The sequence below is a fragment of the Kitasatospora sp. CM 4170 genome (genome assembly GCF_032110285.1).
Lineage (GTDB): Bacteria > Actinomycetota > Actinomycetes > Streptomycetales > Streptomycetaceae > Kitasatospora > Kitasatospora aburaviensis.
This window is the reverse complement of sequence record NZ_CP134877.1, coordinates 6,435,764-6,460,120: the sequence shown is the minus strand read 5'-3', so window position 1 is coordinate 6,460,120 and position 24,357 is coordinate 6,435,764. Positions and strand designations below refer to the sequence as shown.

The following is a 24,357-nucleotide window of genomic DNA, read 5'->3' as shown; positions in this document are numbered from 1 at the left end:
CCGTCAGGGCTCGTCCGGCTCGTCCGGCTCGTCCAGGGAGGCCGCCCACGCGCGCAGCGTCGCGAAGTCGTCCTCCCGCAGGCCGACCCGCGGGTCGATCCGGAAGGTGGCCGCATCGCCCGGGTGGTGGGCCGCGATCCACTCCGTGTCCTGCGGCCCCAACTCGTCGTCCACCCAGACGAACGGGCGCCCGGCGGCCCGGGCGACCAGATGGCGGGTCTTCCAGTGCAGGCCGTCCGGGTCCTCCCGGTGCAGCTCGGGCCAGGCGATCCAGGGCAGCCGGGGCAGGCCGAGCAGCGGTCCGATCCAGGTGTTGGCCTCGTCCATCCAGGTCGTGGCCCAGACGAGCTCGAAGGGCAGGGAGAGCAGCTGGGGACCGTGGTCCGGGTTGATCCAGAGCCGCAGCGGGCGCACGTGTTCGGCGGGCCGGCGCGGGAAGCGGGCCACCCAGGAGGCCGGCTTCACCCGGTGCGTGCGGTAGCCGTCCGGCCGGCGGTGCGGCTTGGCGGCGTACGGGTTCAGCGGTCCGTCGACATCGAGCAGGAGCAGCGGCTGCGTCATAGCCGCGCATCATGGCGCGCAACGCGCCCCGCGGCCAGCCGATTTCGCACCCGGCCGGTACCGGCGGCCCCCTGACGGACCGTCTGACGCTGTCCGTAGCATGGCCGGAGGTGTGAACCTCTCTGGCACACTGTGCGACCGACGGGGGCCCGGTCCGGGCCGGGGCATGACATGGGGGCAGGGCATGAGCAGCCGGGGTACCGAGCTGGGGGGTCGCTACACACTGACCGAGCGGATCGGCGGCGGAGGCATGGGCTCCGTCTGGCGCGCCGACGACCGGGTGCTGGCGCGCCGGGTCGCGGTGAAGATCCTGCATCCGGGCCTGGTCGAGGACGGCACCTTCGTCCAGCGCTTCCGGCGCGAGGCCCAGCTGCTCGCGGGGCTCAAGCACCCCGGCATCGTGGACGTCCACGACTACGGCGAGAGCGGCGGCGACGGCGAGGAGCGGACCGCCTACATCGTCATGGAGCTGGTCGAAGGGCGGCCGCTGGACAAGGTGCTCGCCGAGGGCGGGCCGATGGAGCCGGAGCGTGCGCTCGGGCTGCTCGCCACCGCGCTGGACGCCCTGGCCGCCGCCCACCGGCAGGACATCGTGCACCGCGACGTCAAGCCGTCCAACCTGATGCTGCGCCCGGACGGCCAGGTGACGGTGACCGACTTCGGCATCGCGCGGGCGGTCGCGAGCACCAAGCTCACCGCCTCCCACGCGGTGATCGGGACGGCCCTGTACATGGCCCCCGAGCAGGCCGAGGGGAAGTCCGTCGCCCCGGCCTCGGACCTCTACTCGATCGGCGTCGTCGCCTACGAACTGCTCACCGGGAAGCCGCCGTTCGTCGGAGAGTCGGTGTTGGAGGTCGCGCTCAAGCACCTCCGCGAGCCGGTGCCGGAGCTGCCGGCGGCCTTCCCGGCGGCGGTGCGGGAGGTGGTCGCCAGAGCGCTGGCCAAGCAGCCGGAGGAGCGGTTCGCGGACGCCGCGGCGATGGCGGCCGCGGCGCGGGCCGCGATCGGCGCGGAGCCGGGGCCGGCGGCGGCCGGGGCGGACGGCGCCGCGGGTGGCGCAGCCGCGGGCGGGGCCGCAAAGGCGGCGACCGGCGGAGCCCCTGCACCCGCCGCCGCTGCGCCCACGCCCGACGCGCCCGCCGGCGGCGCCGCCGGCGAGGTCGGCCAGGTCAAGGACCGCGACGCGACCGAACCCGGCACCCGCCGCAGACGGCACGGCTTCCTCGTCCCCGTCGTCCTGCCAGTCGTCATCACGGCGACCACCGCGACCGTCCTGCTCATCGACCGCGCCCCCTTCTCGTCCAACGCCGAGACCCCGAACGGGCAGCCGCCGGTCGTGGTGACCGCGCCCGCGACCACCGGCGGCACGCCGCCGGCCACCGGCTCCCCGACCACCCCGCCCCCGAGCACGCCGCCGCCCACCGGGACCCCGGCGCCGGAGACGACCACCCCCGCTCCCGGGACGCAGCCCGCACCGGCCGCGGGCAACCAGCCGGGCACCGTCCCGAACCCGGGCGGCGGCGCCGTGGCCGGTGGGGCCGCCGGCGGTGGCGGCGCGGCCGCGGGCGGCCAGGGCACACCGCCACGCACCGGCGGAGCGGCCGGCGGCGGCGGGAACGGCGGCAGCGGGAGCGGCAGCGCGACCGGTGGCGGGGGCACCAACGGCGGTGGCGCCGTCCCGCCGCCGGCCGCCACCCAGGCCCCGCCCGCCGCCACCTCCGCGCCCCAGCCCCCGCCGGCCACCACGGCACCCCAGCAGCCGTCCGTGCCGGCGGGCTGCGGCGGCAGCAAGTGGGGCTCGATCGTCAGCGTGGCGTCCGGCCTCAAGCTCGGCCTGTCCAAGGACAGCCCGGTCGGCGGCCAGGCGGTCGTGATGGGCGGGACGACGGCCTACGGCTGGGTGCGCTCGGACCCGAACCCCGGCGGCTGGTACCAGATCTACCCGTGCAACCTGAGCGGACCGGCACTCGTCCAGGAGACGGACGGGCGGGTGTCCCTCTCCGGCGGCTTCAGCGTGCTGAACAACTGGACGGTGGCCGCCGCCAGTACGCCCGGCGCGTTCGCACTCAAGGACTACATGGGGCAGAGCTGCCTGACCGACAACGGCGCCGGCAGGCAGGCCACCATGGTCACCTGCACCCCCGGCAACAAGTCCCAGGAGTTCCGCATCCCCTGATGCGTGCCGGGCCCGGCGCCGGTCACGGCCGGCGCCAGAGGTGGCGGGCGGCGAGCAGCGGAAGGACGCCCTCGCCGAACCAGTAGGCCTCCTCCAGGTGCGGGATCCCGGAGAGGACGAACTCGTCGATGCCCAGCTCGTGATACTCGGTGATCAGGTCGGCCACCTCCCGGTGGCTGCCCACCAGCGCCGTCCCCGCGCCGCCGCGCAGCAGGCCGATCCCGGCCCAGAGCCCCGGGTGGACCTCCAGGCGCTCGGCCGAGCCGCCGTGCAGGGCGAGCATCCGGCGCTGCCCGACCGACTCGCTCTCGGCCAGCGCCCGCTGGGTCGCCCGGACCCGCGCCGGGTCCATCCCGGCGAGCAGCCGCTCGGTCTCCGCCCAGGCCTGGGCGGAGGTGTCCCGGGTGATCACGTGCAGCCGGATGCCGAACCGCACCACCCGACCCCGGGCGGCGGCGAGTTCGCGCACCCAGGCGAGCTTCTCCCGTACCAGCGCGGGCGGTTCGCCCCAGGTGAGGTAGACGTCGGCGTGGCGGGCGGCGACCTCGCCGGCCGCCGGGGACGAACCGCCGAAGTAGACCGGCGGCGCCGGCTCCGGCAGCCGGGTCAGCGCCGCCCGCTCGACCCGCAGGTGGGGGCCCTCGTGGTCGACGGTCTCCCCCGCCCAGAGCCGCCGGGTGATGGCGAGGAACTCGTCGGTCCGGGCGTACCGCGCGTCCTTGTCCAGGAAGTCGCCGTAGGCCCGCTGCTCCGCCGACTCACCGCCGGTCACCACGTTGAGCAGCAGCCGCCCGCCGGACTGCCGCTGGTACGTCGTGGCCATCTGGGCGGCCAGCGTCGGGCCGATCTGCCCCGGACGGAAGGCCACCAGGTACTTCAGCCGCTCGGTGACCTGGGTGAGCATCGCGGTGGTCAGCCACGCGTCCTCGCACCACGCCCCGGTCGGAGTGAGCACCCCCTCGAAGCCCAACTGCTCGGCGCTGCGGGCGATCTGGCCCAGGTAGGCGATGCTCGGCGGCCGGTCCGAGCCGGCCGTGCCGGGGGTCGAGCCGTGGCCGCCGCCGACGATGTGGCGGCTGTCGCCGTTGGTGGGCAGGAACCAGTGGAAGGTCAGGGACATGCGGGTGCGCTCCAGGTGCCGGGCGGTTGCGGGACGGGAGGGGAGGGAACGGAGGGACGTCACCCGCGACAGCCGGCCGCGCACACCCGCACCAGGTCGACGTGGAGGCGTCGCACCAGGAGAACGCGGGCGGGAGCGGTCATGCGCGCCATTGTCCGCCGCCGCCCCGGCGCCGATCAAGGGCGCCGTCGGGTCCCGCCGGCCCCGCCGGGGCACGCCCGGGTGCGTTCGGACGCGCCAGGTGCCTTCGGGCGCCTTCAGGCGCGTTCGGGTCCCCCCGGGGCGCGTTCCGGTACGTTCGGGGCAGCCGGTTCAAGAACCGTTCGCCGCACACCCGTGGGAGGGACCGTGTTGCAGGGCAGGGCCGCCGTCGTCACCGGGGGGTCGCGCGGCATCGGCCGGGCGATCGTCGAGCGCCTCTGCCGCGACGGGGCCGAGGTGGTCTTCAACTTCGCCACCGCGGTAGACGCCGCGGCCGACGTCGTCCGGTCGGTGCGGGCGGAGGGCGGGACGGTGCACGCGCTGCGGCTGGACCTCGCCGGGCCGGACGGGCCCGAGCGGCTGATGGCGGAGGCGGAACGCCTCCTCGGCGGGCTGGACATCCTGGTGAACAACGCCGCCACGTCCTTCAGCCCGGCCCCGATCGCCGAGACCGATCCCGCCGAGTTCGACCGCGTGCTGGCGGTCAACGCACGGTCGGTCTTCCTGACCGTGCGCCACGCGGCCCGGTCGATGCGCGACGGCGGCCGGATCGTGAACGTCTCCACCGTCAACACCGTCCGGCCCGTCCCGGGCAGCGCCCCGTACGTCGCGAGCAAGGGCGCGATCGAACAGCTGACCGCCGTCGCGGCGCAGGAGCTCGGGCCGCGCGGCATCACGGTGAACACCGTCTCGCCCGGGGCGACCGACACCGAGCTGCTGCGCGGGACCAATCCGCCCCAGGCGCTGGAGGCGGTGGCCGGCCTGACGCCGCTGCGCCGGCTGGGGCGGCCGGAGGACGTGGCCGACGTCGTGGCGTTCCTGGTCGGGCCGGACGGCCGGTGGATCACCGGGCAGAACATCCGGGCCACGGGCGGGCTGGCCTGACGGGCGGGCCGGTCTGACCGGCGGGCTGGCCTGACGGGCGGGCCGCCGCGCCGCGGGCCGACCCGGGAACGGCTCCGTCCGGAAACGGCCGTCGGCCCTCCCCCGGGCGGGGAAGGGCCGACGGCCGTACGGCGGAGGGGCGGATCAGACCTGGCCGGCCTTCTCCAGGGCCTCGCAGCAGGTGTTGATCAGCAGGCGGGTGACGACGTAGGGGTCGACGTTCGCGTTCGGGCGACGGTCCTCGATGTAGCCCTTCTGCTCCACCTCGACCTGCCACGGGATGCGGACCGAAGCACCGCGGTTGGAGACGCCGTAGCTGTAGACGTTCCACGGGGCGGTCTCGTGCTTGCCGGTCAGGCGGGACTGGATGTCGTCACCGTACTGGTTGACGTGCTCCAGGACGATCTCCTGGGAGGCGCCGAGCGACTCGCAGGCGGTGATGATGGCGTCGTAGCCCTCGCGCATCGCCTTGGTGGAGAAGTTGGTGTGCGCACCCGCGCCGTTCCAGTCGCCACGGGCCGGCTTGGCGTCCAGGGTGGCGTCGATGCCGAACTCCTCGGCGGTGCGGTAGAGCAGGTAGCGGGCGATCCACAGGTCGTCCGAGACGGTCAGCGCGTCGACCGGGCCGATCTGGAACTCCCACTGGCCGGGCATGACCTCGGCGTTGATGCCGCAGATGGCCAGGCCGGCGTCGATGCAGCGGTCCAGGTGCAGCTCGACGATCTCGCGGCCGAAGACCTCCTCGGCGCCGACACCGCAGTAGTAGCCGCCCTGCGGGGCCGGGTAGCCGCCCTCCGGGAAGCCGAGCGGGCGGGAGCCCTTGAAGAAGGTGTACTCCTGCTCGATACCGAAGATCGACTCCTGCGCCGCGTACTTCTCGGCGACCTCGCGCAGCAGGGCGCGGGTGTTGGACTCGTGCGCGGTACCGTTCGTCTCCAGGACCTCGCAGAGGACCAGGATGTTGTCACCGCCGCGGATCGGGTCCTTCACGACCTTGACCGGCTCCAGCACGCGGTCCGACGCGTGGCCCTCGGCCTGGTTGGTGGAGGAACCGTCGAAGCCCCAGGTCGGGATCTTGTCCGCGTTGGCCAGGACGCGAGTCTTGGAACGGAGCTTGGCGGTCGGCTTGGTGCCGTCGATCCAGATGTACTCGGCCTTGATTGCCACGGCGGTGTACCTCGCAAACTGGGTGGTGGGTGCCCGCGTAGCGTTGCAAGCCGCCGTTTCCCGGTTGTTCCTCTCATGTAACGCGCACGTGAACCAACCGTCCGCATTGGCACGGTCACTGTGCGGGAGTGCCGGTGGTGGCACTCCCGCACGTCCCGTCCCGCGGCTCAGTGCCGCCGGGCGTGCCCCGCGCGGCGGCGGCTGGCCCGGAGGGCGAGACCGCCGGCCACGAGGAGGCCCGCGGCCCCGGCGGCGAGCGGGCCAGCGACGGCGCTGCCCCCGGTGGCGGCGAGACTGCCCCCACCCGACGGGCTCCCGGTGGCGGCCCGCGCGGCCGGGGTGGCCGGGATGGCCGGGGCGGTGGGGCCCGCCGTGGTGTCGCCGGCGGGCTGGACGGCGGGGGCGCCGGTGGCGGGCGCGGTGCCGGCCGCCGAGGGGGTGGCCGCGGTGGTCGGCGACGCCGGCCCGGTGGGCTTCTCGCAGCTCACCGAGGCGACGGTGATCTTCCCGGTGACCTTGGCGACGTTGAGGTTGAGCGGGTTGACCTCGATCTGCACCTCCAGCGCGGAGGCGGCGGCCGTGGTGGAGGTGGTGGTCCGCTTGGAGAACTCCACCGAGACGCCGCCGACCAGCGGCACGTCCACCTTGGTCGGCCCGTAGAGGCTGAGGGTGACCGGCTTGCCGAGGACGGTCAGCCGCGCGGGCGCGACGACGTCGGCGGCGGGCTGCCCGTCGACCGGGCAGGTGGCCGAGGCGCTGAGCGACTCCAGGCCGAGCAGCGTGGTCGCCGGCAGGCCGGGCGCGTGCAGGTCGGCGTTGACCAGCTTGACGGAGGCCGAGGCACCGGCGGCGTCGGCCTTCACGACGGACCGGCCGACGTCCGCCTTGACCAGGGTGACCGGCCCCTGCTGGTCGACGCCGTCGACCTTGGCCGTGAGCACCGCGCCGCCGGCCTCCGGCTGGGCGGCCCCCGACCGCTGCGCCGGGGTCTCGACCTTGTTGAGCGCGATGTTCACCGGCACGTCCACCGTCTTGTTCAACAGGCTGACGTCCAGGTCGAGTTCGGCGGTGACGGCGCGCGCCTTCCCGCCCTGCGCCGCAGCCGGGGCGCTCGCGGCGGCCGGGGTGGCCGGGGCCTGCGACGGCCCGGTGGCGTGCGCGGACGGGACGGCTATCAGCGCCGACACCGCGGCGGTGGCGGCCGCGACGACGGCGGCGGAACGGACGGACGACGACATGGCGGTACCCCCACGGGTGGTGATCTCGGTAGAGCGCGCCTCCTCCGACATCACCCGCAGGGCGGGGCAAGGGGCTGGCGCTCCGTACGACGAGCCGCCAGTCTTCTCGAACAGCCCGTCACATGAGTCACACGGAGCGTCATTTCACTCGTTCGGGTGAGGTTGACGCCCGACGCTGCCGCACCGCCGGTTCGGGCGGATCCGCCGCGCCGCCCCTGGGGCGGGCCCTACGGCAGCCGCCAGTCCACGGGCTGGGCGCCCTGCCGAACCAGCAGCTCATTGGCCCGGCTGAACGGCCGCGAGCCGAAGAAGCCGCCGTTCGCGGAGTACGGGCTCGGGTGTGCGGACTCGATCGCCGGCACCTCGCCCAGCAGGGGGCGCAGGTTGCGGGCGTCGCGCCCCCAGAGGATCGCCACCAGCGGGCCGCCGCGCGCCACCAGGGCCCGGATCGCCTGCTCGGTGACCTCCTCCCAGCCCTTGCCGCGGTGGGCGGCCGGCTTGCGCGGCGCGGTGGTCAGCGCGCGGTTGAGCAGCAGGACGCCCTGCTGCGTCCACGGGGTGAGATCCCCGTTGGACGGCTGCGGCAGGCCGAGGTCGGTGCCGTACTCCTGGAAGATGTTGATCAGGCTGGCCGGGATCGGCCGCACCTCCGGCGCGACCGAGAAGCTGAGCCCCACCGCGTGGCCGGGCGTCGGGTACGGGTCCTGCCCGACGATCAGCACCCGCACGTCGGCGAGGGGCTGCTGGAAGGCGCGCAGGACGTTCGGCCCGGACGGCAGGTAGGTGCGGCCGGCGGCCAGCTCGGCGCGGAGGAAGTCGCCCATGGCGGCCACCCGCCCGGCGACCGGCTCCAGCGCGGTGGCCCAGCCGGGCTCGACGATCTCGTTCAGTGGACGCGGTGCCATGGCCGCCACCCTATCGGCCTACGCCGACAGGCCGTTCACCGGATGATCACCGCGGCAGCACCACCCCGGTGGCGTCACCCCGGCAGCGCCACCGCCGCAGCCCACCGCCGCGGCGCCGCATCGGCGGCCCCGGAACCCGGCCCCGGAGCACGGCCCCGGAACCGCGCCGCCGCGGCGGTCACGCCACCGGCCGCCCGCGCAGCACCACCAGCCGCGGGTCCGCGAGCACCCGGACGTCCGCCCGCGGGTCCTCGTCGTAGACCACGAAGTCGGCCGGCGCGCCCTCCTCCAGGCCCGGTCGCCCGAGCCACCGGCGCGCGCCCCAGCTGGCCGCCGAGAGCGCCTCGGCCGGTGTGAGGCCGGCCTTCACCAGCTCGGCCACCTCGTCCGCGACCAGGCCGTGCGCGAGCGAGCCGCCCGCGTCCGTCCCGACGAACACCGGGATGCCCGCCTCGTGCGCGGCGCCCACGGTGTCGTAGCGGCGCTCGTGCAGCCGGCGCATGTGGGCGGACCAGGCCGGGAACTTGGCCTCGCCGCCGTCCGCCAGCTGCGGGAAGGTGGCGATGTTGACCAGGGTCGGCACGATCGCGACGCCGCGCTCGGCGAAGACCGGGATCAGCTCCTCGGTCAGCCCGGTGGCGTGCTCGATGCAGTCGATGCCGGCCGCCAGCAGGTCCGGCAGCGACTCGGCGGCGAAGCAGTGCGCGGTCACCCGCGCGCCCTCCTCGTGCGCCGCCGCGATCGCCTCGGCCAGCGCGTCGCCGGGCCAGCAGGCGGCGAGGTCGCCGCGGTCGCGGTCGATCCAGTCGCCGACCAGCTTCACCCAGCCGTCGCCGCGCCGGGCCTCGGCCCGGACGTAGGCGGCGAGGTCGCCCGGCTCGATCTCGTGCGCGTAGTTGCGGATGTAGCGGCGGGTGCGGGCGATGTGCCGGCCGGCCCGGATGATCCGGGGCAGGTCCTCGCGCTCGTCGACCCACCGGGTGTCGGCCGCCGAGCCGGCGTCGCGGATCAGCAGCGTGCCGGCGTCGCGGTCGGTGACCGCCTGCTTCTCGCTGGTGGCGGCGTCGACGGCACCGTGCGCGTCCAGGCCGACGTGGCAGTGCGCGTCCACCAGCCCGGGCAGCACCCAGCCGGTCACGGTCCGGACGTCGGCCGCCCCGGCCGGGCGGTCGAAGGTCACCCGCCCGTCCACCACCCAGAGTTCGTCCCGGACGTCCTCCGGGCCGACCAGTACCCGGCCCCGGACGTGCAGCACCGCACCATCGCTCATGGCCCGCACTCTACCGAGCGGCCGGTTCCGTGGGACCCCCGGAAGTGCGGCAGACTCATTCCCGCCCGAACGACCCACCTCCGAAAGGCCGGCGCGTGACCCCCTACCTCGACCTGCCCCCGCTCAGCGCCGCCGAGTTCGCGGCGATCGAGGACCAGGTGGCCGCCCTGCTGCACACCACCGCCGACGTCATCGTCACCCAGGGCGAGGCGCTGCTGCCGCTGGAGGCCGCGATCCGCGGCGCCGCGCACCCGGGCTCCACCGCGCTGAACATCGTCACCGGCCCCTACGGCCAGACCTTCGGGAACTGGCTGCGCTCCTGCGGGGCCGAGGTGGTCGACCTGGCGGTGCCGTTCGACAGCGCGGTCACCGCCGCGCAGGTCGAGGCCGCCCTGCGGGAGCACCCGGCGATCGACTTCGTCTCCCTGGTCCACGCCGAGGCCGCCACCGGCAACACCAACCCGGTCGCCGAGGTCGCGGCCGTGGTCCGCGCGCACGGTGCGCTGCTGATGGTGGACGCCGTCGCCTCGGTGGCCGCCGAGCCGCTGCTCACCGACGCCTGGGGCATCGACCTGTGCGTGATCGGCGGGCAGAAGGCGATGGGCGGCCCGGCCGGGGTCTCCGCCGTCTCGGTCTCCGAGCGCGCGTGGGAGCGGATCGCCGCCAACCCGGCCGCGCCGCGCCGCTCGTACCTGTCCCTGCTGGACTGGAAGGAGCGCTGGACGGACGCCGGGCGCACCGTGCTGCCGCACGCCCCCGCCCAGTTGGAGATGCTCGCGCTCGGCGCCTGCCTGGACCGGATCGGTGCCGACGGCCTCCCGGCCGTGATCGCCCGCCACCGCGCCGCCTCGGCCGCCACCCGGGCCGGCGTCCGCGCCCTCGGCACGCTCACCCCGTTCGTTCCCGAGGACGCCCACGCCGCCCCGGTCGCCACCACGCTGCGCACCCCGGCCGGCGTGGACGCCGGCGCCCTCGCCGCCGAGCTGCTCCGCCTCGACCCGGCGCTGCCCGTCCAGCCCGGCGGCGGGGCGCTGGCCACCGGGATGCTCCGGGTCAACCACTACGGCCCGGCGGCCGACCCGGGCACCGTACGCGGCTTCCTCACCGCCCTGGCCACGGCGACCGGCGCGGACGCCGCACCGGCGCTGGCGGCGGCCGACGCCGCCTGGACCGCGGCCGCCGCGGGGTAGCGGGCCCGGAAACGCCGAGCGGCCCCCGTTGCGTACGGGGGCCGCTCCGGGTCCGGCGGCCGGGGCGTGGTCCGGGCGACACGCCCAGGGTCCGGACCGGGCTCAGTGCCCGCCGGCCTCCACCACCTCGACGCCGCGGATGTTGCGTTCGATCTCCTCCACCGGCAGGGCGACCGCCAGGGCCCAGTAGTAGACGCCCAGGGAGAACACGACCACGACGAGGATGTCCCACCAGAGCGGCAGGTTGCCCTGGGAGCCCTCGCCGAAGGTGCCCTGCCAGGAGATCAGGCCCATGCCGATCAGGTAGGGCGGCAGCCACTGGCCCGCCTTGAAGTCCATCCGGGGCGCGTTCGGCACCCCCTTCGCCGCCGCGTAGGCGGAGTACCCGCCGAGCAGGAGGTAGCCGATCAGGATCGCCAGGCCCAGCCGCCACAGCGTGTCCCAGCCGGCCCAGAAGATGACCAGGCTCGCGACCGCGAAGGCGATCGGCGAGATGATCGTGCCGGCGGGCAGGTGGTACGACCGTTCCAGGGCCGGCAGCCGCTTGCGCAGCACGCCGAAGGCCAGCGGCGCACCGGCGTACATCAGCACGACGGCCGAGGTGATGAAGCCGACCAGCCGCTGCCAGCTCGGGAACGGCAGGAAGCAGAGCACACCCGCGACCCACGCGACGATCAGGCCGAGCCAGGGGACCGACCGCTTGTCGGTGAACTGCAGGGTCTGCGGCGCGTAGCCGTTGCGGCTCAGGCCGTAGGTGACCCGCGAACTGGAGGTCATGTAGACCAGGCCGGTACCGGCGGGCGAGATGATCGCGTCGATGCGCAGGACGGTGGCCAGCCAGCCGAGGCCGATCAGCGTCGAGAGGCCCGCGAACGGCCCGCTGATGCCGGGGTAGTCGAGGGCGCCCCAGCCGCCCGCGAGGGTCTCCGGCGGCAGGGCGGCGATGAACACCACCTGGAGCAGCACGTAGATCAGCGTGCCGATCACCACCGACCCGAGGACGGCCCGCGGGATGTCCCGGCGGGGGTTGCGGCTCTCGCCGGCCCACTGGATCGCCTGCTCGAACCCGAGCAGGGCGAAGATCACCCCGCTGGTGCTGATCGCCGCGAGCACGCCCTTGGAGCCCTCCGGCGCGAACCCGTGGGCGCTGAAGTTGGAGCCGTGGAACTCCGTGATCCCGAAGACGAAGATGACCAGGATCGGGACGAAGACCTTCCACACCGTGGCCACGCTGTTGGTGTGCGCGAGGAGCCGGACGCCCAGGAAGTTGATCGCCACGAAGATGCCGAGCAGGGCGGCGGCGACGAAGAAGCCCCCGGTGGTCAGCGTCTGGTTCGGGTTCAGCAGACCGTCCGCCCAGGTCCAGTGCTGGGCGTAGTTGATCATCGCCTGCACCTCGATCGGCGCGATGGTCGCCGCCTGCAGCCAGGTGAACCAGCCGAACGACATCCCCGCGAACCCGCCGAACGCGTAGTGCGGGTACCGGGCCGTCCCGCCCGCCACCGGGAAGAGGCCGCCCAGCTCGGCGTGGACCAGCGCCAGCAGGATGATCGCCACCGCGCCGACGCCCCACGAGATCAGCGCCGCCGGCCCCGCCGCCACCGCCGCCTTCTCCGCCCCGAACAGCCATCCGGACCCGATGATCGCGCCGACCGAGGCCCAGAGCAGCCCGATCATCCCGACTTCGCGTTTCAGCCCGGTGTGCCCCGCAGCAGCCGGGGTGTCAGTCGTGGGATGAGCCATGCCCAGCCGCCTCTCAGATCAGGGGAATCCACCCCGACAGTGCCAAAGCACCGGCGCCGCCCCGCGCCGAAACGCGCCGCGACCCACCCGCCTCACCCGAACGGCCGCCACACCCGGCCGCGGAGCCGCCGGGACGGCCCGGCCCCGAGGAGTCACGGCTTCCCGGAGTCACCGCTCCCCGGAGTCACGGCCTCCCGGCGCCGCGGCTCCGTGCCGGCACCTCCCGGCACAGTTCCCCCGGCGTTCACCTGCGCGGCACGCGGAGCTCACCGACGCCCGGCAGGCTCCCAGCCAGACGCCTAAGTTGGCTATACAACTTCACCCGATGAGACGCCGCCCAGGAGGAGAACCGTGTCCGAGCTGCCGCCGTACTGGCTGCGCGACAACTGCCCGTGTGCCGAGTGCCGCGACCCGCGGAACGGGCAGAAGCTGTTCCGGATCGACGACCTGCCCGAGGACCTCTCGATCGCCGCGAGCACCGGGATCGACGGCAACCTGGAGGTGCTCTGGTCGGACGGGCACCGGTCGCGGTACCCGCTGGCCTGGCTGGGCGCCGAGCGCGACGGGGACGGGCGGACGGAGGCCGACAAGCGGCTCTGGGTGGCGGCGGACTTCGCCCGCGGGATCCCGGAGGCCGACTGGGCCGCGTACACCGGGAACCCCGCCGAGCGGGCGGCCGTGCTCGACGCCGTCCGGCGCAGCGGCTTCGCCGTGCTCCGCGGGGTGCCGGCGGTGGAGCGACAGGTGCTCGCCGTCGCCGGGACGTTCGGGTTCGTCCGCGTCACCAACTACGGCGAGCTGTTCGACGTCCGGGTCGAGCCGGACCCGAACAACCTGGCGTTCACCAGCGTCGCCATCACCCCGCACACCGACAACCCGTACCGGGACCCGGTGCCCACCCTCCAGCTGCTGCACTGCCTGGAGAACTCGGCGACCGGCGGCGACTCCGGCCTGGTGGACGGCTTCCGGGCGGCGGCGCTCCTGCGCGAGGAGGCGCCGGAGGCCTTCGCTGTGCTCACCCGCACCCCCGTCCCGTTCGTCTTCCGCGACCGCGGCACCGAGCTGCGCGCCGACCGGCCGCTGATCGACGTGGACGCGCTGGGGCGGATCCGCGAGGTGCGGTTCAACAACCGCTCGATCGGCACCCTGCGCGGCTCCGCCGCCGAGCTGGAGGCCTTCTACGCCGCCTACCGCCGCTTCGCCGCGATCACGCTCCGCCCGGAGCTGCAGCTGGAGTTCCGGCTCGACCGCGGCGACTGCCTGATCTTCGACAACACCCGCCTCCTGCACGCCCGGACGGCGTTCGAGCAGGACGGCGCGCGCCACCTCCAGGGCTGCTACGCCGACCTGGACGCGCTGGCGTCCACCCTCGCCGTGCTGCACCGCCGGGGCGCCGCGCTGGACGCGATCGCCGAGCTGTTCGCGGGCGAGGGCGCCGGCGAGTACCTGGGCGAGGCGGTCACCATGGCCGAGCACATGCTGCAGGCCGGCGCACTGGCCGAGGCCGCCGGTGCGGCCCCGCACCTGGTCGCGGCCGCGCTGCTGCACGACGTCGGCCACTTCCAGGGGGCCCTGCACGGACGCGACCTGATGCAGGGGCAGGACAACCGGCACAGCGACACCGGCGCGCAGTGGCTGGCGCAGTGGTTCGGCCCGGAGGTCACCGAGCCGATCCGGCTGCACGTGGCCGCCAAGCGCTACCTGTGCGCGGTCGAGCCGGGCTACCGGGCGCGGCTCTCCGAGGCCTCCGAGTACACCCTGCAGGTGCAGGGCGGGCCGATGAACGAGGAGCAGGCCGCCGCGTTCGCCGCCCACCCGGGCGCCGAGGACGCCGTGGCGGTGCGCCGCTGGGACGAGCAGGCGAAGGACGCGGACGCCGCGACGCCGGACTTCGAGCACTTCCGGCCGCTGCTCGCCGCCCTGATGGCGTGAGTCCGGGGGCGGGAGGCCGTCCGGGGCCCGGCCCCGGGCCGGCCGGCGGCCTCCCGCCCCGTCCGCCCGTTCCGGCCGCGCCCGCTCCGACCGCCCGGCCGGCCGGCCGGTCAGTCGCCCTCCCGGGCGTGGCGGGAGAGGGCCGAGGTGGCCAGGGAGTTGTGCACGCTGAAGGCCACCGTCCCCGGCAGGTAGCGGTCCTGGGACCACTCCACCGGGGTGCCGGTCGGGTCGGTGGTGCGGCGCCGCTCGCGCAGCAGCGGGCCGCCGCGGCGGCAGCCGAGCAGCCGGGCGTCCTCGGCGTTGGCCGCGACGATGTCGATGGTGTGGTCGGCGTCGGTGAAGAGGATGCCGTGCTCGCGCAGCACCTCGGTGTGCGAGACCACGTCCGGCGGCAGCTGGGCGACGATCTCGCCGACCCGGGGCGGGTAGATCGTCCGCTCGACCATCACCGGCGTGCCGGAGAGGGTGCGCAGACGGACCGTCACGTACACCTCCGAGCCCGGCTCCAGGCGCAGTTGCTCGCGCTCGGCGGCGTCGGCCGGGCGGCGCACCAGCGAGTCGAGGATGCCACCGGGCTCCTCGCCCATCGAGTACGCCCAGTGCGTGAAGCTGAGCAGCTCGGAGAAGCTCTGCACCCGGGCGGTGCCCAGCACGACCCGGCGGGTGCCGCGGCGGGAGGTGACCAGCCCGTCCGAGCGCAGCACGGCCAGCGCCTGCCGGACGGTGCCGCGCGAGACGCCGTACTGCTCGGCGAGCGCGCCCTCCGCGGGCAGCCGGCCGGCCTCGCCGAACGCGCCGGTGGTGATCGCCTCGCGCAGGTCGGCGGCCACCTTGCGGTACAGCGCGCCGGAGCCGCGCTCCTGAGCGGCGGGGCGTTCGGGCTCCAGTGCCACGTCAGTCAATGTCCCTCCTGGGGCGGTGTCCTGCGCAGCCGTACCGGCGCGGACAGCCCGACCTTATCCCGCTGCGCCCTCGAAGCATCGCACTCGGCCGATCACTCACCGATGGCCTGATTCGACCGTTCCCACAGCCGACCCCGGTTCTGGGCCATCCGTTCACCTTCCCGTCACCGGACTCCGGCGTACTTACCCCCGTCGGGCGAAGTTGGCTAGTCAACTCGGGATCATCCGAGGCGGCCGCCCCCCGACCTCCAAGCCTCGCACTCCCCCCTCGCAGTACGCCCCCGATCAGGAGACTGACCCGTGACCGTGCACCGTGCCCGCGCCGCCGCCTTCGCGGCCGTACTGACCGCAGCCGCCCTCTCCCTCACCGCCTGCGGCTCCGCCGGTTCGTCCAGTGCGAAGTCGGGCGACGCCGCCAAGGCCGGCGCCAAGGACGCCAAGGAGGCGACCTCGGCCGCCGACTTCGGCGGGATGGACGCCCTGGTCGCCGCGGCCAAGAAGGAGGGCAAGCTGCACGTCATCACGCTGCCCAAGGACTGGGCCAACTACGGCAAGATCATGGACTCGTTCAAGGCCAAGTACGGCATCGAGATCGAGGACGAGAACCCGGACGGTTCCAGCCAGGACGAGATCAACGCGATCACCTCCCGCAAGGGCCAGGACCGCGCCCCCGACGTCGTCGACCTCGGCTCGGCCTTCGCCGTCCAGGCGGTCAAGGACGGCCTGCTCGCCCCCTACAAGGTCGCCACCTTCGACAAGGTGCCGGACACCATGAAGGACCCGAGCGGCGCCCGCGTCAACGACTACGGCGGCTACATCTCGATCGGCTGCGACGCCAAGAAGATCGCCAACTGCCCGAAGACCTTCGCCGACCTGCTCAAGCCCGAGTACAAGGGCCAGGTCGCCCTCAACGGCAACCCGACCAAGTCCGGCTCCGCCTTCGGCGGCGTCTACGCGGCCGCGCTCGCCAACGGCGGTTCGCTGGACAACATCCAGCCCGGCATCGACTTCTTCGGCAAGCTGACGAGCTCGGGCAACTTCAACCCGGTCGAGTCCACCCCGGCCACCATCGAGAAGGGCGAGACCCCGATCTCGATCGACTGGTCCTACCTGAACGCCGGCTACACCGACGAGTTCAAGGACAAGGGCGTCGACTGGAAGGTCTCCGTCCCCGGCGACGGCAGCTACGCCCAGTTCTACAACCAGGGCATCAACAAGTGGGCCCCGCACCCGGCGGCCGCCCGCCTGTGGCAGGAGTACCTGTTCAGCGCCGAGGGCCAGAACCTCTTCCTGGGCGGCTACGCCACCCCGGCCACCTTCGACGCCCTGAAGAAGGACGGCACCCTGGACGCCGCGGCCGCCGCCAAGCTGCCGACCGTCGAGAAGCCGTTCACCACCTTCCCGACCCAGGACCAGATCACCGCGGCCAAGAAGGTCGTCACCGAGAACTGGACCAAGGCGATCGCGGGCTGACGAGTCGTCAGCAAGAATCGAACGGGCTGATCCCACACATGACCACGGCTCCCACCCCGGTGCCGACCACCCCCGCCGCCACCGACCACGGTGGCGGCGCGGGGGCGTCCGCCACCGCCACGACGACCACCCCCACCCCCCGCCGGCGCCCCCGCCGGCGCCTCGGCGGCGCCTCCTGGCTCGCCACCGTGCCGCTCTTCGTCTTCTTCGTGATCGGCTTCGGCCTGCCGGCCGTCGCGATCGTGATCGGCGCCTTCACCACCTCCACCGACGCGGAGGGCGGCGGCGGCCAGTTCACCCTCGACAACGTCACCGCCTCCGTCCAGGGCGCGTACTGGACGGCGATGGTCAGCAGCCTCAAGCTGTCCGCGCTCACCGCGCTGCTCGCCACCGTGATCGGCCTGCCGATCGCCCAGGCCGTGGTGACCTCCCGGCACGCCTGGCTGCGCCAGGCCGTGCTGACCGCCTCCGGCGTGCTCGCCAACTTCGGCGGCCTGCCGCTCGCCTTCGCGTTCGTCGCCACCCTCGGCAACGCCGGCGAGGTCACCAAGCTGCTGCACCTCACCGACCACGGCTGGACGCTCTACTCGTTCACCGGTCTGACCATCGTCTACCTGTACTTCCTGATCCCGCTGATGGTGCTCACCATCACCCCGGCCCTGGACGGCCTGCGGGTCCAGTGGCGCGAGGCGGCCCACAACAACCGGGCCACCACCGTGCAGTACTGGCGCCACGTCGCGCTGCCGATCCTGCTGCCCTCGCTGCTCGGCGGCTTCGTCCTGCTCTTCGGCAGCGCCTTCGCCGCGTACGCCACCGCCGCCGCCATGGTCGGCGCGACCGTCCCGCTGGTCAGCCGCTCGATCGCGGACGCGCTCTCCGGCAACGTCCTGGTCGGCCAGGGCAACCTCGCCCTCGCCCTCAGCCTCAACATGATCGTGGTGGCCGTCCTGGTGATGGCCGTCTACCTCCCCCTCCAGCGCCGGAGCGCCCGATGGCTCAGCTGACCCCCGCCCGCACCACGCCCCCGCGCCGCAAGGTGCGCTGGTGGCGCGGCGCCGTCCTGCTGCTCACCGGGATCTACTTCGTCGTACCGCTGGCCGCCGCCGGGTACTTCTCGATCGACGACCCGAAGGGCTTCTCCTTCGCGGCCTACACCGGTCTGCTGAGCGCCGAGGGCTTCCTGGACAGCCTCTGGCTCACCCTCGGCCTGGCCGTCGTCACCGTCCTGGTGCTGCTGCTCCTGCTGGTGCCGGCCCTGATCGCGGTCCGGCTCGGCTCGCCCCGGCTGCGCCCGGTGATCGACGTGCTCTGCACCCTGCCGCTGGTCGTCCCGCCGGTCGCGCTGACCGCCGGCCTGATCGGCGTGCTCCGCTGGGGCCCGGACTACCTGATGGACACGCCGTTCTTCCAGACCTTCGTGTTCGTCCAGGACCCGGACTTCCCGCTGGTCCTGGTCATCGCCTACGTGCTGATGTCGCTCCCGCTCGCCTACCGGGCGATCGACGCCGGCCTGCGCGCCGTGGACGTCCGCACCCTGGTCGAGGCCGCCCGCAACTGCGGCGCGTCCTGGCCGCGCGCGGTGTTCACCGTCGTCCTGCCCAACCTGCGCGGCGCACTGCTGAACGCGTCCTTCCTGACGCTGGCGCTGGTGCTCGGCGAGTTCACCGCCGCCTCCATCCTCGGCTACCAGCCCTTCCCGGTGTGGATCTACTCGGTCGGCAACAGCCAGGCCCACATGTCGGTGGCGGTCTCCATCCTGAGCCTGCTGATCACCTGGCTGCTGCTGCTCCTGCTGGCCACCGTCGGCCGCGAGCGCGGCACCAAGACCACCTCCTGAAACCCCCGGAGTACCCCCCATGACCACGGTTACCGCCCCCGTCGCCGGCGTCCCCCTCGCTCCCGGCGGTGCGACCGTCGAGTTCCGCTCGCTGCGCCGCACCTTCGGCGCCACCACCGCGCTGGACGGCCTCGACCTGACCGTCCACCCGGGCGAGCTGCTCGCCCTGCTCGGCCCCTCCGGCTGCGGCAAGACCACCGCGCTGCGCATCCTGGCCGGCTTCGAGCAGCACGACTCGGGCCAGGTCCTGGTCGACGGCAAGGACATCACGGCGATCCCCGCGCACAAGCGGGACGCCGGCATGGTGTTCCAGTCCTACAGCCTCTTCCCGCACCTGACCGCCGCCGACAACGTCGCCTTCGGCATGCGGATGCGCGGCACCGGCAAGGCCCAGCGCCGCCGGCGCGCCCAGGAGCTGCTGGAGCTGGTCGGCCTGCCGCAGCACGCCGACCGCTACCCGCACCAGATGTCCGGCGGCCAGCAGCAGCGCATCGCGCTCGCCAGGGCGCTGGCCCTGAAGCCGCGCGTGCTGCTGCTGGACGAGCCGCTCTCCGCCCTGGACGCCAAGGTGCGGCTCTCGCTGCGCGAGGAGATCCGCCGCCTGCAGCAGGAGCTCGGGATCACCACCCTGTTCGTCACCCACGACCAGGAGGAGGCGCTGTCGATGGCCGACCGGGTCGCGGTGCTGCGCGCCGGCCGGCTGGAGCAGTGCGCCACCCCGTCCGAGCTGTACGCCCGCCCGGCCACCGCCTTCGTCGCCGAGTTCGTCGGCACCATGAGCCGGATCCCGTGCGTCCGCAGCGGGGACGGCGTCGAGGTGCTCGGCCGCCGCCACGCGGTGGACGGCGCGGTGCCGGCCGACGGCTCCCTGGAGGTGCTCGTCCGCCCCGAGAACGTCGCGCTGGCCCCGAACGAGCACGGCCGGGCGCTGGTGGTCGCCGCGTCCTTCCTGGGCGCCGTGACCCGGCTGACCGTCCGGCTCGACGACGGCACCGAGGTCAAGGCCGACCTGCCGACCGAGGCCGCCGCCGCGCTGCCGATCGGCTCGCGCGCCGCGCTGGCGCTGCCGGAGCGCCCGGTCCTGGTGGACCGCCGTACCGTCTGATCCGCCTCCCGATGATCCACCGAAGGTACCGCCATGCCTGATTCCGCTGTCCCCGCCGTTCCCGCCCTGCCCGCGGCCGTCCTCTTCGACATGGACGGCACCCTGGTCGACACCGAGCACCTGTGGTGGCAGGCCGCCGCCGAGCTGGCGGACGAGCTGCACCACCCGCTCACCGAGACCGACGCCCCCGAGGTGCTCGGCCAGGCCATCGAGCACACCGCCGCGCACCTGCACCGGGTCAGCGGCACCGCGCTCAGCGAGGCCGAGCTCGCCGCCCGGCTCGGCGACTCCTTCGCCGGCAAGGTCGCCGCCGAGACCGTCCCCCGACCGGGGGCGCTCGCCCTGCTGGCCGAGCTGCGGGACGCCCGGGTGCCCACCGCGCTGGTCTCCGCCTCGCCCCGCCGGGTGGTCGACATGGTGCTGGGCACCATCGGCCGCGACTGGTTCGCGGTCACCCTCGCCGCCGAGGACACCCCGCGCACCAAGCCCGCCCCGGACCCGTACCTCGCCGCCGCCGAGCACCTCGGCCTCGACCCCGCCGCGTGCGTCGCCGTCGAGGACACCCCGACCGGCGTGGCCTCCGCCACCGCGGCGGGGTGCGCGGTGCTCGCCGTGCCGTCGAGCGACGTGGCGATCCCGGACGGGTCCCGGATCACCCTGCTGGACAGCCTGGAGCGGGCCGACCTGGCCCTCCTCGGAAAGATCAGCACCGCGCCCGGGGTTTGATTCTCCTATGCCCTACGTACTCCTCTCCCTGGCGATCCTCAGCGAGGTCTGCGCGACCAGCTGCCTGAAGCTGACCGAAGGCTTCAGCCGGTTCTGGCCGAGCGTGGGCGTGGCCATCGGCTACGTCCTCTCCTTCGTGCTGCTCGGCCGCGCCCTGAAGCACATCCCGGTCTCGGTCGCGTACGCGGTCTGGTCGGGTGCCGGCACGGCCGCGGTGGCCGGCATAGGCGTGGTCGCCTTCGGCGAGTCGCTGGGCCGGCTGCAGTGGCTGGGCATAGCCCTGGTGATCGTCGGAGTGGTGGTGCTCAATCTGAGGGGCAGCCACTGACGAACGGACGGGGCCCGGCGGTGACGGCACCGCCGGGCCTCACCCGTTCGTCAACGACCAAGACTCAACGGTGAGTTGTCCACCTTCCCCACAACCGGTCATGCCGCGTTCACGCGCAGTACGCCGTCCTTCGGGTCAATGGGCGTCCAGTTGTCCAGCCAACTCGGCGCCGCTCCCCCGCCGGGCCCCACCCGACCCGAAGGACCTCCGTGGCCACAGGCAGCACCCTCACCCTCGCCTCGCCCACCAGCCCCACCGAGGGCGACAAGCTCACCTTCCACTGGACCACCGACGCGCCCGACAGCAGGAACTGGGTCGGCGTCTACGACGGGACCCGCCAGCCCGGCAACGGCGCCTCGCTGCTCTGGAAGTACACCCCGGCCGCCTCCGGCGACGTCCAGCTCGACACCTCCGCCCTCACCGGCGGCCCGTACACCGCCTACCTGCTGGCCAAGGACGGCTACGGGATCCTCGCGCAGACGACGCCCTTCAGCTTCCGGCCCAAGCCCGCGCCGGTCCGCCCGCACCTGGCGGTGGACGCGCTCACCGCCACCGCCGTCGCCCCCGGCGCGCCCGTCTCCGTCCGGCTCGGCGGCCTCTGGTGCCGCACCGCCGGCACGCCGACCTTCCGCAGGGTCTCCGGGCCCGCCTGGCTCGCGGTGGCCTCCGACGGCACGGTCACCGGCACGGCGCCCGCGAGCACCGGCGAGGTCCAGCTCCTGGTCGGCGTCAAGGACACCGGCGGCGCCGCCGACGCCCTCACGCTCACCGTCCCCGTGGTCGACCCGGCCACCGCGCCGCGGCTCAAGGCCGCGAGCTGGAACCTCGCCAATGCGGGCGCCGCGTTCACCGACGGGCTGGAGAAGCAGCTGCGGGTGGTCCTCACCCAGGGCCTGGACGTGCTCGCCCTCCAGGAGACCGCCGGCACCGCCGCCCAGAAGCTGGCCACGGCCCTCGGCTGGTACGCCTACCAGAGCGCCGGCAGCGTCGGCATCCTCAGCCGCTACCCGCTCACCGCCGTCACCGCGACCACCGCCTCACTGCCGGCCGCCGGGGCGACCCTCCAGCTGCCCGGCGGCCGCACCGTCCGGTTCTGGGCCGCCCACCTCGACGAGTCCGGCTACGGCCCGTACGCCGTCCAGGACGGCCAGAGCGCCGCCCAGGTGACGGCCGCCGAGAACGCCTCCGTGCGGGTCCAGCAGGCCAGGGCGCTGGCCGCCGCGGTCCAGGCCGACGCCGCGGGCGGCCGCGCCGTCGTGCTCGGCGCCGACCTCGCCTCCCCCTCGCACCTCGACTGGACGGCCGCCACCGCCCCCGCCCACAGCGGGGTCGGGCCGCTCGCCTGGCCGGTCACCACCGCCCTCCAGGGCGCCGGACTGACCGACAGCTTCCGCGCCGCCCACCCGGACCCGGCCGCCTCCCCCGGCGCCACCTGGTCGCCGACCCGCAAGCAGCGCGCCGCCGGCAAGGCCGAGCCGCAGGACCGGATCGCGGCCGTGCACTCCGCCGGCCCGCTGACCCTGGTCGAGGCCCACACGCTCGCCACCGGCTGGCCCCAGCCCGAGCCGAGCGCCGCCGGCAACGGCTGGCCCTCGGACTGCGCCGCCGCCGTCGCCACCTTCCAGCTCTGAGAGGCCAGCCCGCGATGTCCGAACTCTCCCGCCGCACCTTCGTCGGCGCCACCGCGGCCGCCGGCGCCGCCGCCCTCACCGGCCTGCCCACCGCGGCCGCCTCGGCCGCGACCGCCTCCGGCAGCATCGCCGACGTCAAGCACGTCGTCGTCCTCATGCAGGAGAACCGCAGCTTCGACCACTACTTCGGCACGCTGAACGGCGTCCGCGGCTTCGCCGACCGGCAGGCGCTGCAGTTCCCCGACGGCACCGACGTCTTCCGCCAGCCCGACGCCGGGCGCAGCGACGGCGGCGTGATGCTGCCGTACCGGATGGACACCTCGAAGTACAACGCGCAGAACGCCGGCGGTCTCGCCCACGACTGGGCCACCGGCCACCAGGCGATCAACAACGGCGCGATGAACAAGTGGATCGCCGCCAAGGGCGAGCGCACCATGGGGTACTTCACCCGGGCCGACATCCCGTACCAGTACGCGCTGGCCGACGCCTTCACCCTCTGCGACGCCTACTTCTGCTCCCTGGCGGGCCCGACCGACCCGAACCGGCTCTACCTGTGGACCGGTACCGCCGGCCCCGGCCGGGACGGCACGACCGGCCCCTGGATCGACAACACCCCCGTCACCGACAATCCGGTCGCCGACTGGACCACCTACGCCGAACGCCTCCAGGCCGCCGGCGTCTCCTGGCGGGTCTACCACAACCCCAGCAAGGACGACCGGACCGGCGACTACGACGACAACGCGCTGTCGTACTTCAAGCAGTTCCACAACTTCCCGGCCACCGACCCGCGGTACGTCAACGCGATGACCAGGTTCGACCTCACCGCGTTCGACGCCCACTGCAAGGACGGCACCCTGCCGACGATCTCCTGGCTGGTCGCGCCCTACCTGTTCTGCGAACACCCGAGTGCCAGCCCGGACTACGGCGCGCACTGGGTCAACACGGCGCTGCAGTCGCTGATGTCCAACCCGGCGGTCTGGCAGCACACCGTGTTCCTGGTCATGTACGACGAGAACGACGGCTACTTCGACCACATGGTCCCGCCCACCCCCGAGCCGGGCACGCCCGAGGAGTTCACCCAGGGCCGCGCCATCGGCCTGGGCAACCGCGTCCCGCTCTGGGTCGCCTCGCCCTGGTCGCGCGGCGGCTGGGTCAACTCCCAGGTCTTCGACCACACCTCCGTCCTGCGCTTCATGGAGCAGGTCACCGGCGTGGCCGAGCCCAACATCTCGGCCTGGCGCCGGGCCGTCTGCGGCGACCTCACCAGCTGCTTCGACTTCACCGTGCCGGACCACTCGATCCCGCAACTCCCGGACACCGTCGCCCTGATGGCCAAGGCCGACGCCGGCGCCAAGCTGCCGGGCGTGGCCCTGCCGGCGGTCGGCACCCAGTCCATGCCGGTGCCGGAGCCAGGCCCGCGCCCGCACCGGCGGCTGCCCTACCGGCCGTGGGCGGACGTCACCGTCGACCGGTCCACCGGTCTGGTCACCTGCACCATGGGCAACAACGGCACGGCGGCCTTCCCGTTCACCGTCTACCCGAACATCGTGTACGCCTTCGCCGGCACGCCCTACACGGTCGCCCCCGGCGCCACCCGCACCCACACCTGGGACGCCGCCGCCACCGACGGCCGCTACGACTTCACCGTGCACGGCCCGGACGGCTTCGTCCGCCGCTTCGCCGGCAGCGTCGTCCGCGCCGAACAGGACGACGTCGCGGTGCCGATCGTCACCGCCGCCCCCGGCGCCACCGCCCTGACCTTCACCCTCACCAACGCCGGGAAGACCCCGATCACCTTCACCCTCACGCCGAACGACTACGCGGGCACCGTCCAGACCGTCCGGGTCCAGCCCGGCGGCTCGGCCACCGCCGGCTACCCGCTCGACCAGTCCCGCTACGACGTCACCGTCACCGCGCCGACCGGCACCCGCTTCGCCCAGCGCTACGCCGGCACCCTGCACTGA

20 protein-coding genes are annotated in these 24,357 nt (G+C 74.1%); 12 read left to right on the top strand and 8 right to left on the bottom strand.

The genetic code is table 11. The features are described from left to right. Positions 1-3: 3 nt before the first annotated feature. Positions 4-561: a hypothetical protein gene (locus RMN57_RS27550; protein ID WP_313765985.1), complete on the bottom strand. Its 558-nt coding sequence runs from the start codon at positions 559-561 to the stop codon at positions 4-6. A 184-nt stretch (positions 562-745) separates the two neighbouring features. Here RMN57_RS27550 and RMN57_RS27545 point away from each other — a divergent pair, with 184 nt between their 5' ends. Further along, complete coding sequence (locus RMN57_RS27545; protein WP_313765984.1) at positions 746-2,737, top strand: serine/threonine-protein kinase; 1,992 nt, start codon at positions 746-748, stop codon at positions 2,735-2,737. 22 nt (positions 2,738-2,759) lie between these two features. On the opposite strand, the gene RMN57_RS27540 is transcribed toward RMN57_RS27545, so the two are convergent. Beyond that, positions 2,760-3,857, bottom strand: coding sequence for an LLM class flavin-dependent oxidoreductase (locus RMN57_RS27540; protein ID WP_313765983.1), 1,098 nt, complete (start codon positions 3,855-3,857; stop codon positions 2,760-2,762). Between the two features lie 348 nt (positions 3,858-4,205). On the opposite strand from RMN57_RS27540, the gene RMN57_RS27535 reads away from it, so the two are divergent. Then, positions 4,206-4,943 (top strand): glucose 1-dehydrogenase, encoded by a 738-nt coding sequence (locus tag RMN57_RS27535; protein ID WP_313765982.1) that lies wholly within the window; start codon positions 4,206-4,208, stop codon positions 4,941-4,943. 144 nt (positions 4,944-5,087) lie between these two features. Here the strand turns inward: RMN57_RS27535 and glnII are convergent, their stop codons facing one another. From glnII to RMN57_RS27515, 4 genes are all read right to left on the bottom strand, one after another. Then, positions 5,088-6,110 (bottom strand): glutamine synthetase GlnII, encoded by a 1,023-nt coding sequence (glnII, locus tag RMN57_RS27530; protein ID WP_313765981.1) that lies wholly within the window; start codon positions 6,108-6,110, stop codon positions 5,088-5,090. A 167-nt stretch (positions 6,111-6,277) separates the two neighbouring features. After that, positions 6,278-7,348: a hypothetical protein gene (locus tag RMN57_RS27525; protein ID WP_313765980.1), complete on the bottom strand. Its 1,071-nt coding sequence runs from the start codon at positions 7,346-7,348 to the stop codon at positions 6,278-6,280. A gap of 227 nt (positions 7,349-7,575) precedes the next feature. Continuing rightward, entirely contained in the window at positions 7,576-8,253 is a 678-nt protein-coding gene (locus tag RMN57_RS27520) for a uracil-DNA glycosylase (protein WP_313765979.1), read from the bottom strand. Between the two features lie 178 nt (positions 8,254-8,431). After that, positions 8,432-9,523 carry an amidohydrolase family protein gene (locus RMN57_RS27515; protein ID WP_313765978.1) on the bottom strand — a complete coding sequence of 364 codons (1,092 nt, stop codon included), beginning with the start codon at positions 9,521-9,523 and terminating at the stop codon, positions 8,432-8,434. Positions 9,524-9,618: 95 nt separating this feature from the next. Between RMN57_RS27515 and RMN57_RS27510 the strand changes: the two genes are divergently transcribed. Then, on the top strand, positions 9,619-10,713 hold the full coding sequence (locus RMN57_RS27510; protein ID WP_313765977.1) for an aminotransferase class V-fold PLP-dependent enzyme: 1,095 nt from the start codon (positions 9,619-9,621) through the stop codon (positions 10,711-10,713). Between the two features lie 102 nt (positions 10,714-10,815). Here RMN57_RS27510 and RMN57_RS27505 read toward each other — a convergent pair whose 3' ends face one another. Then, a complete protein-coding gene (locus RMN57_RS27505; protein WP_313765976.1) occupies positions 10,816-12,456 on the bottom strand; it encodes an APC family permease in 1,641 nt (546 codons plus the stop codon). Positions 12,457-12,807: 351 nt separating this feature from the next. Between RMN57_RS27505 and RMN57_RS27500 the strand changes: the two genes are divergently transcribed. Then, a complete protein-coding gene (locus RMN57_RS27500; protein ID WP_313765975.1) occupies positions 12,808-14,388 on the top strand; it encodes a phosphonate degradation HD-domain oxygenase in 1,581 nt (526 codons plus the stop codon). A gap of 110 nt (positions 14,389-14,498) precedes the next feature. Here the strand turns inward: RMN57_RS27500 and RMN57_RS27495 are convergent, their stop codons facing one another. Then, positions 14,499-15,284 (bottom strand): GntR family transcriptional regulator, encoded by a 786-nt coding sequence (locus RMN57_RS27495; RefSeq protein WP_313767986.1) that lies wholly within the window; start codon positions 15,282-15,284, stop codon positions 14,499-14,501. 309 nt (positions 15,285-15,593) lie between these two features. On the opposite strand from RMN57_RS27495, the gene RMN57_RS27490 reads away from it, so the two are divergent. The 8 genes from RMN57_RS27490 (at position 15,594) to RMN57_RS27455 (ending at position 24,357) form a co-directional block, all read left to right on the top strand. Further along, positions 15,594-16,766: an ABC transporter substrate-binding protein gene (locus RMN57_RS27490; protein ID WP_313765974.1), complete on the top strand. Its 1,173-nt coding sequence runs from the start codon at positions 15,594-15,596 to the stop codon at positions 16,764-16,766. Positions 16,767-16,804: 38 nt separating this feature from the next. Beyond that, positions 16,805-17,770 carry an ABC transporter permease subunit gene (locus tag RMN57_RS27485; RefSeq protein WP_313765973.1) on the top strand — a complete coding sequence of 322 codons (966 nt, stop codon included), beginning with the start codon at positions 16,805-16,807 and terminating at the stop codon, positions 17,768-17,770. Next, on the top strand, positions 17,758-18,603 hold the full coding sequence (locus RMN57_RS27480; protein ID WP_313765972.1) for an ABC transporter permease subunit: 846 nt from the start codon (positions 17,758-17,760) through the stop codon (positions 18,601-18,603). The genes RMN57_RS27485 and RMN57_RS27480 overlap by 13 nt, the downstream gene beginning before the upstream one ends. Positions 18,604-18,622: 19 nt before the next feature. Beyond that, a complete protein-coding gene (locus tag RMN57_RS27475; protein ID WP_313765971.1) occupies positions 18,623-19,708 on the top strand; it encodes an ABC transporter ATP-binding protein in 1,086 nt (361 codons plus the stop codon). Positions 19,709-19,741: 33 nt separating this feature from the next. Next, positions 19,742-20,434 carry an HAD family phosphatase gene (locus tag RMN57_RS27470; protein ID WP_313765970.1) on the top strand — a complete coding sequence of 231 codons (693 nt, stop codon included), beginning with the start codon at positions 19,742-19,744 and terminating at the stop codon, positions 20,432-20,434. Between the two features lie 7 nt (positions 20,435-20,441). Then, complete coding sequence (locus tag RMN57_RS27465; protein ID WP_313765969.1) at positions 20,442-20,762, top strand: multidrug efflux SMR transporter; 321 nt, start codon at positions 20,442-20,444, stop codon at positions 20,760-20,762. Between the two features lie 209 nt (positions 20,763-20,971). Continuing rightward, positions 20,972-22,393, top strand: coding sequence for an endonuclease/exonuclease/phosphatase family protein (locus tag RMN57_RS27460; RefSeq protein WP_313765968.1), 1,422 nt, complete (start codon positions 20,972-20,974; stop codon positions 22,391-22,393). A 14-nt stretch (positions 22,394-22,407) separates the two neighbouring features. Further along, on the top strand, positions 22,408-24,357 hold the full coding sequence (locus RMN57_RS27455; RefSeq protein ID WP_313765967.1) for a phosphocholine-specific phospholipase C: 1,950 nt from the start codon (positions 22,408-22,410) through the stop codon (positions 24,355-24,357).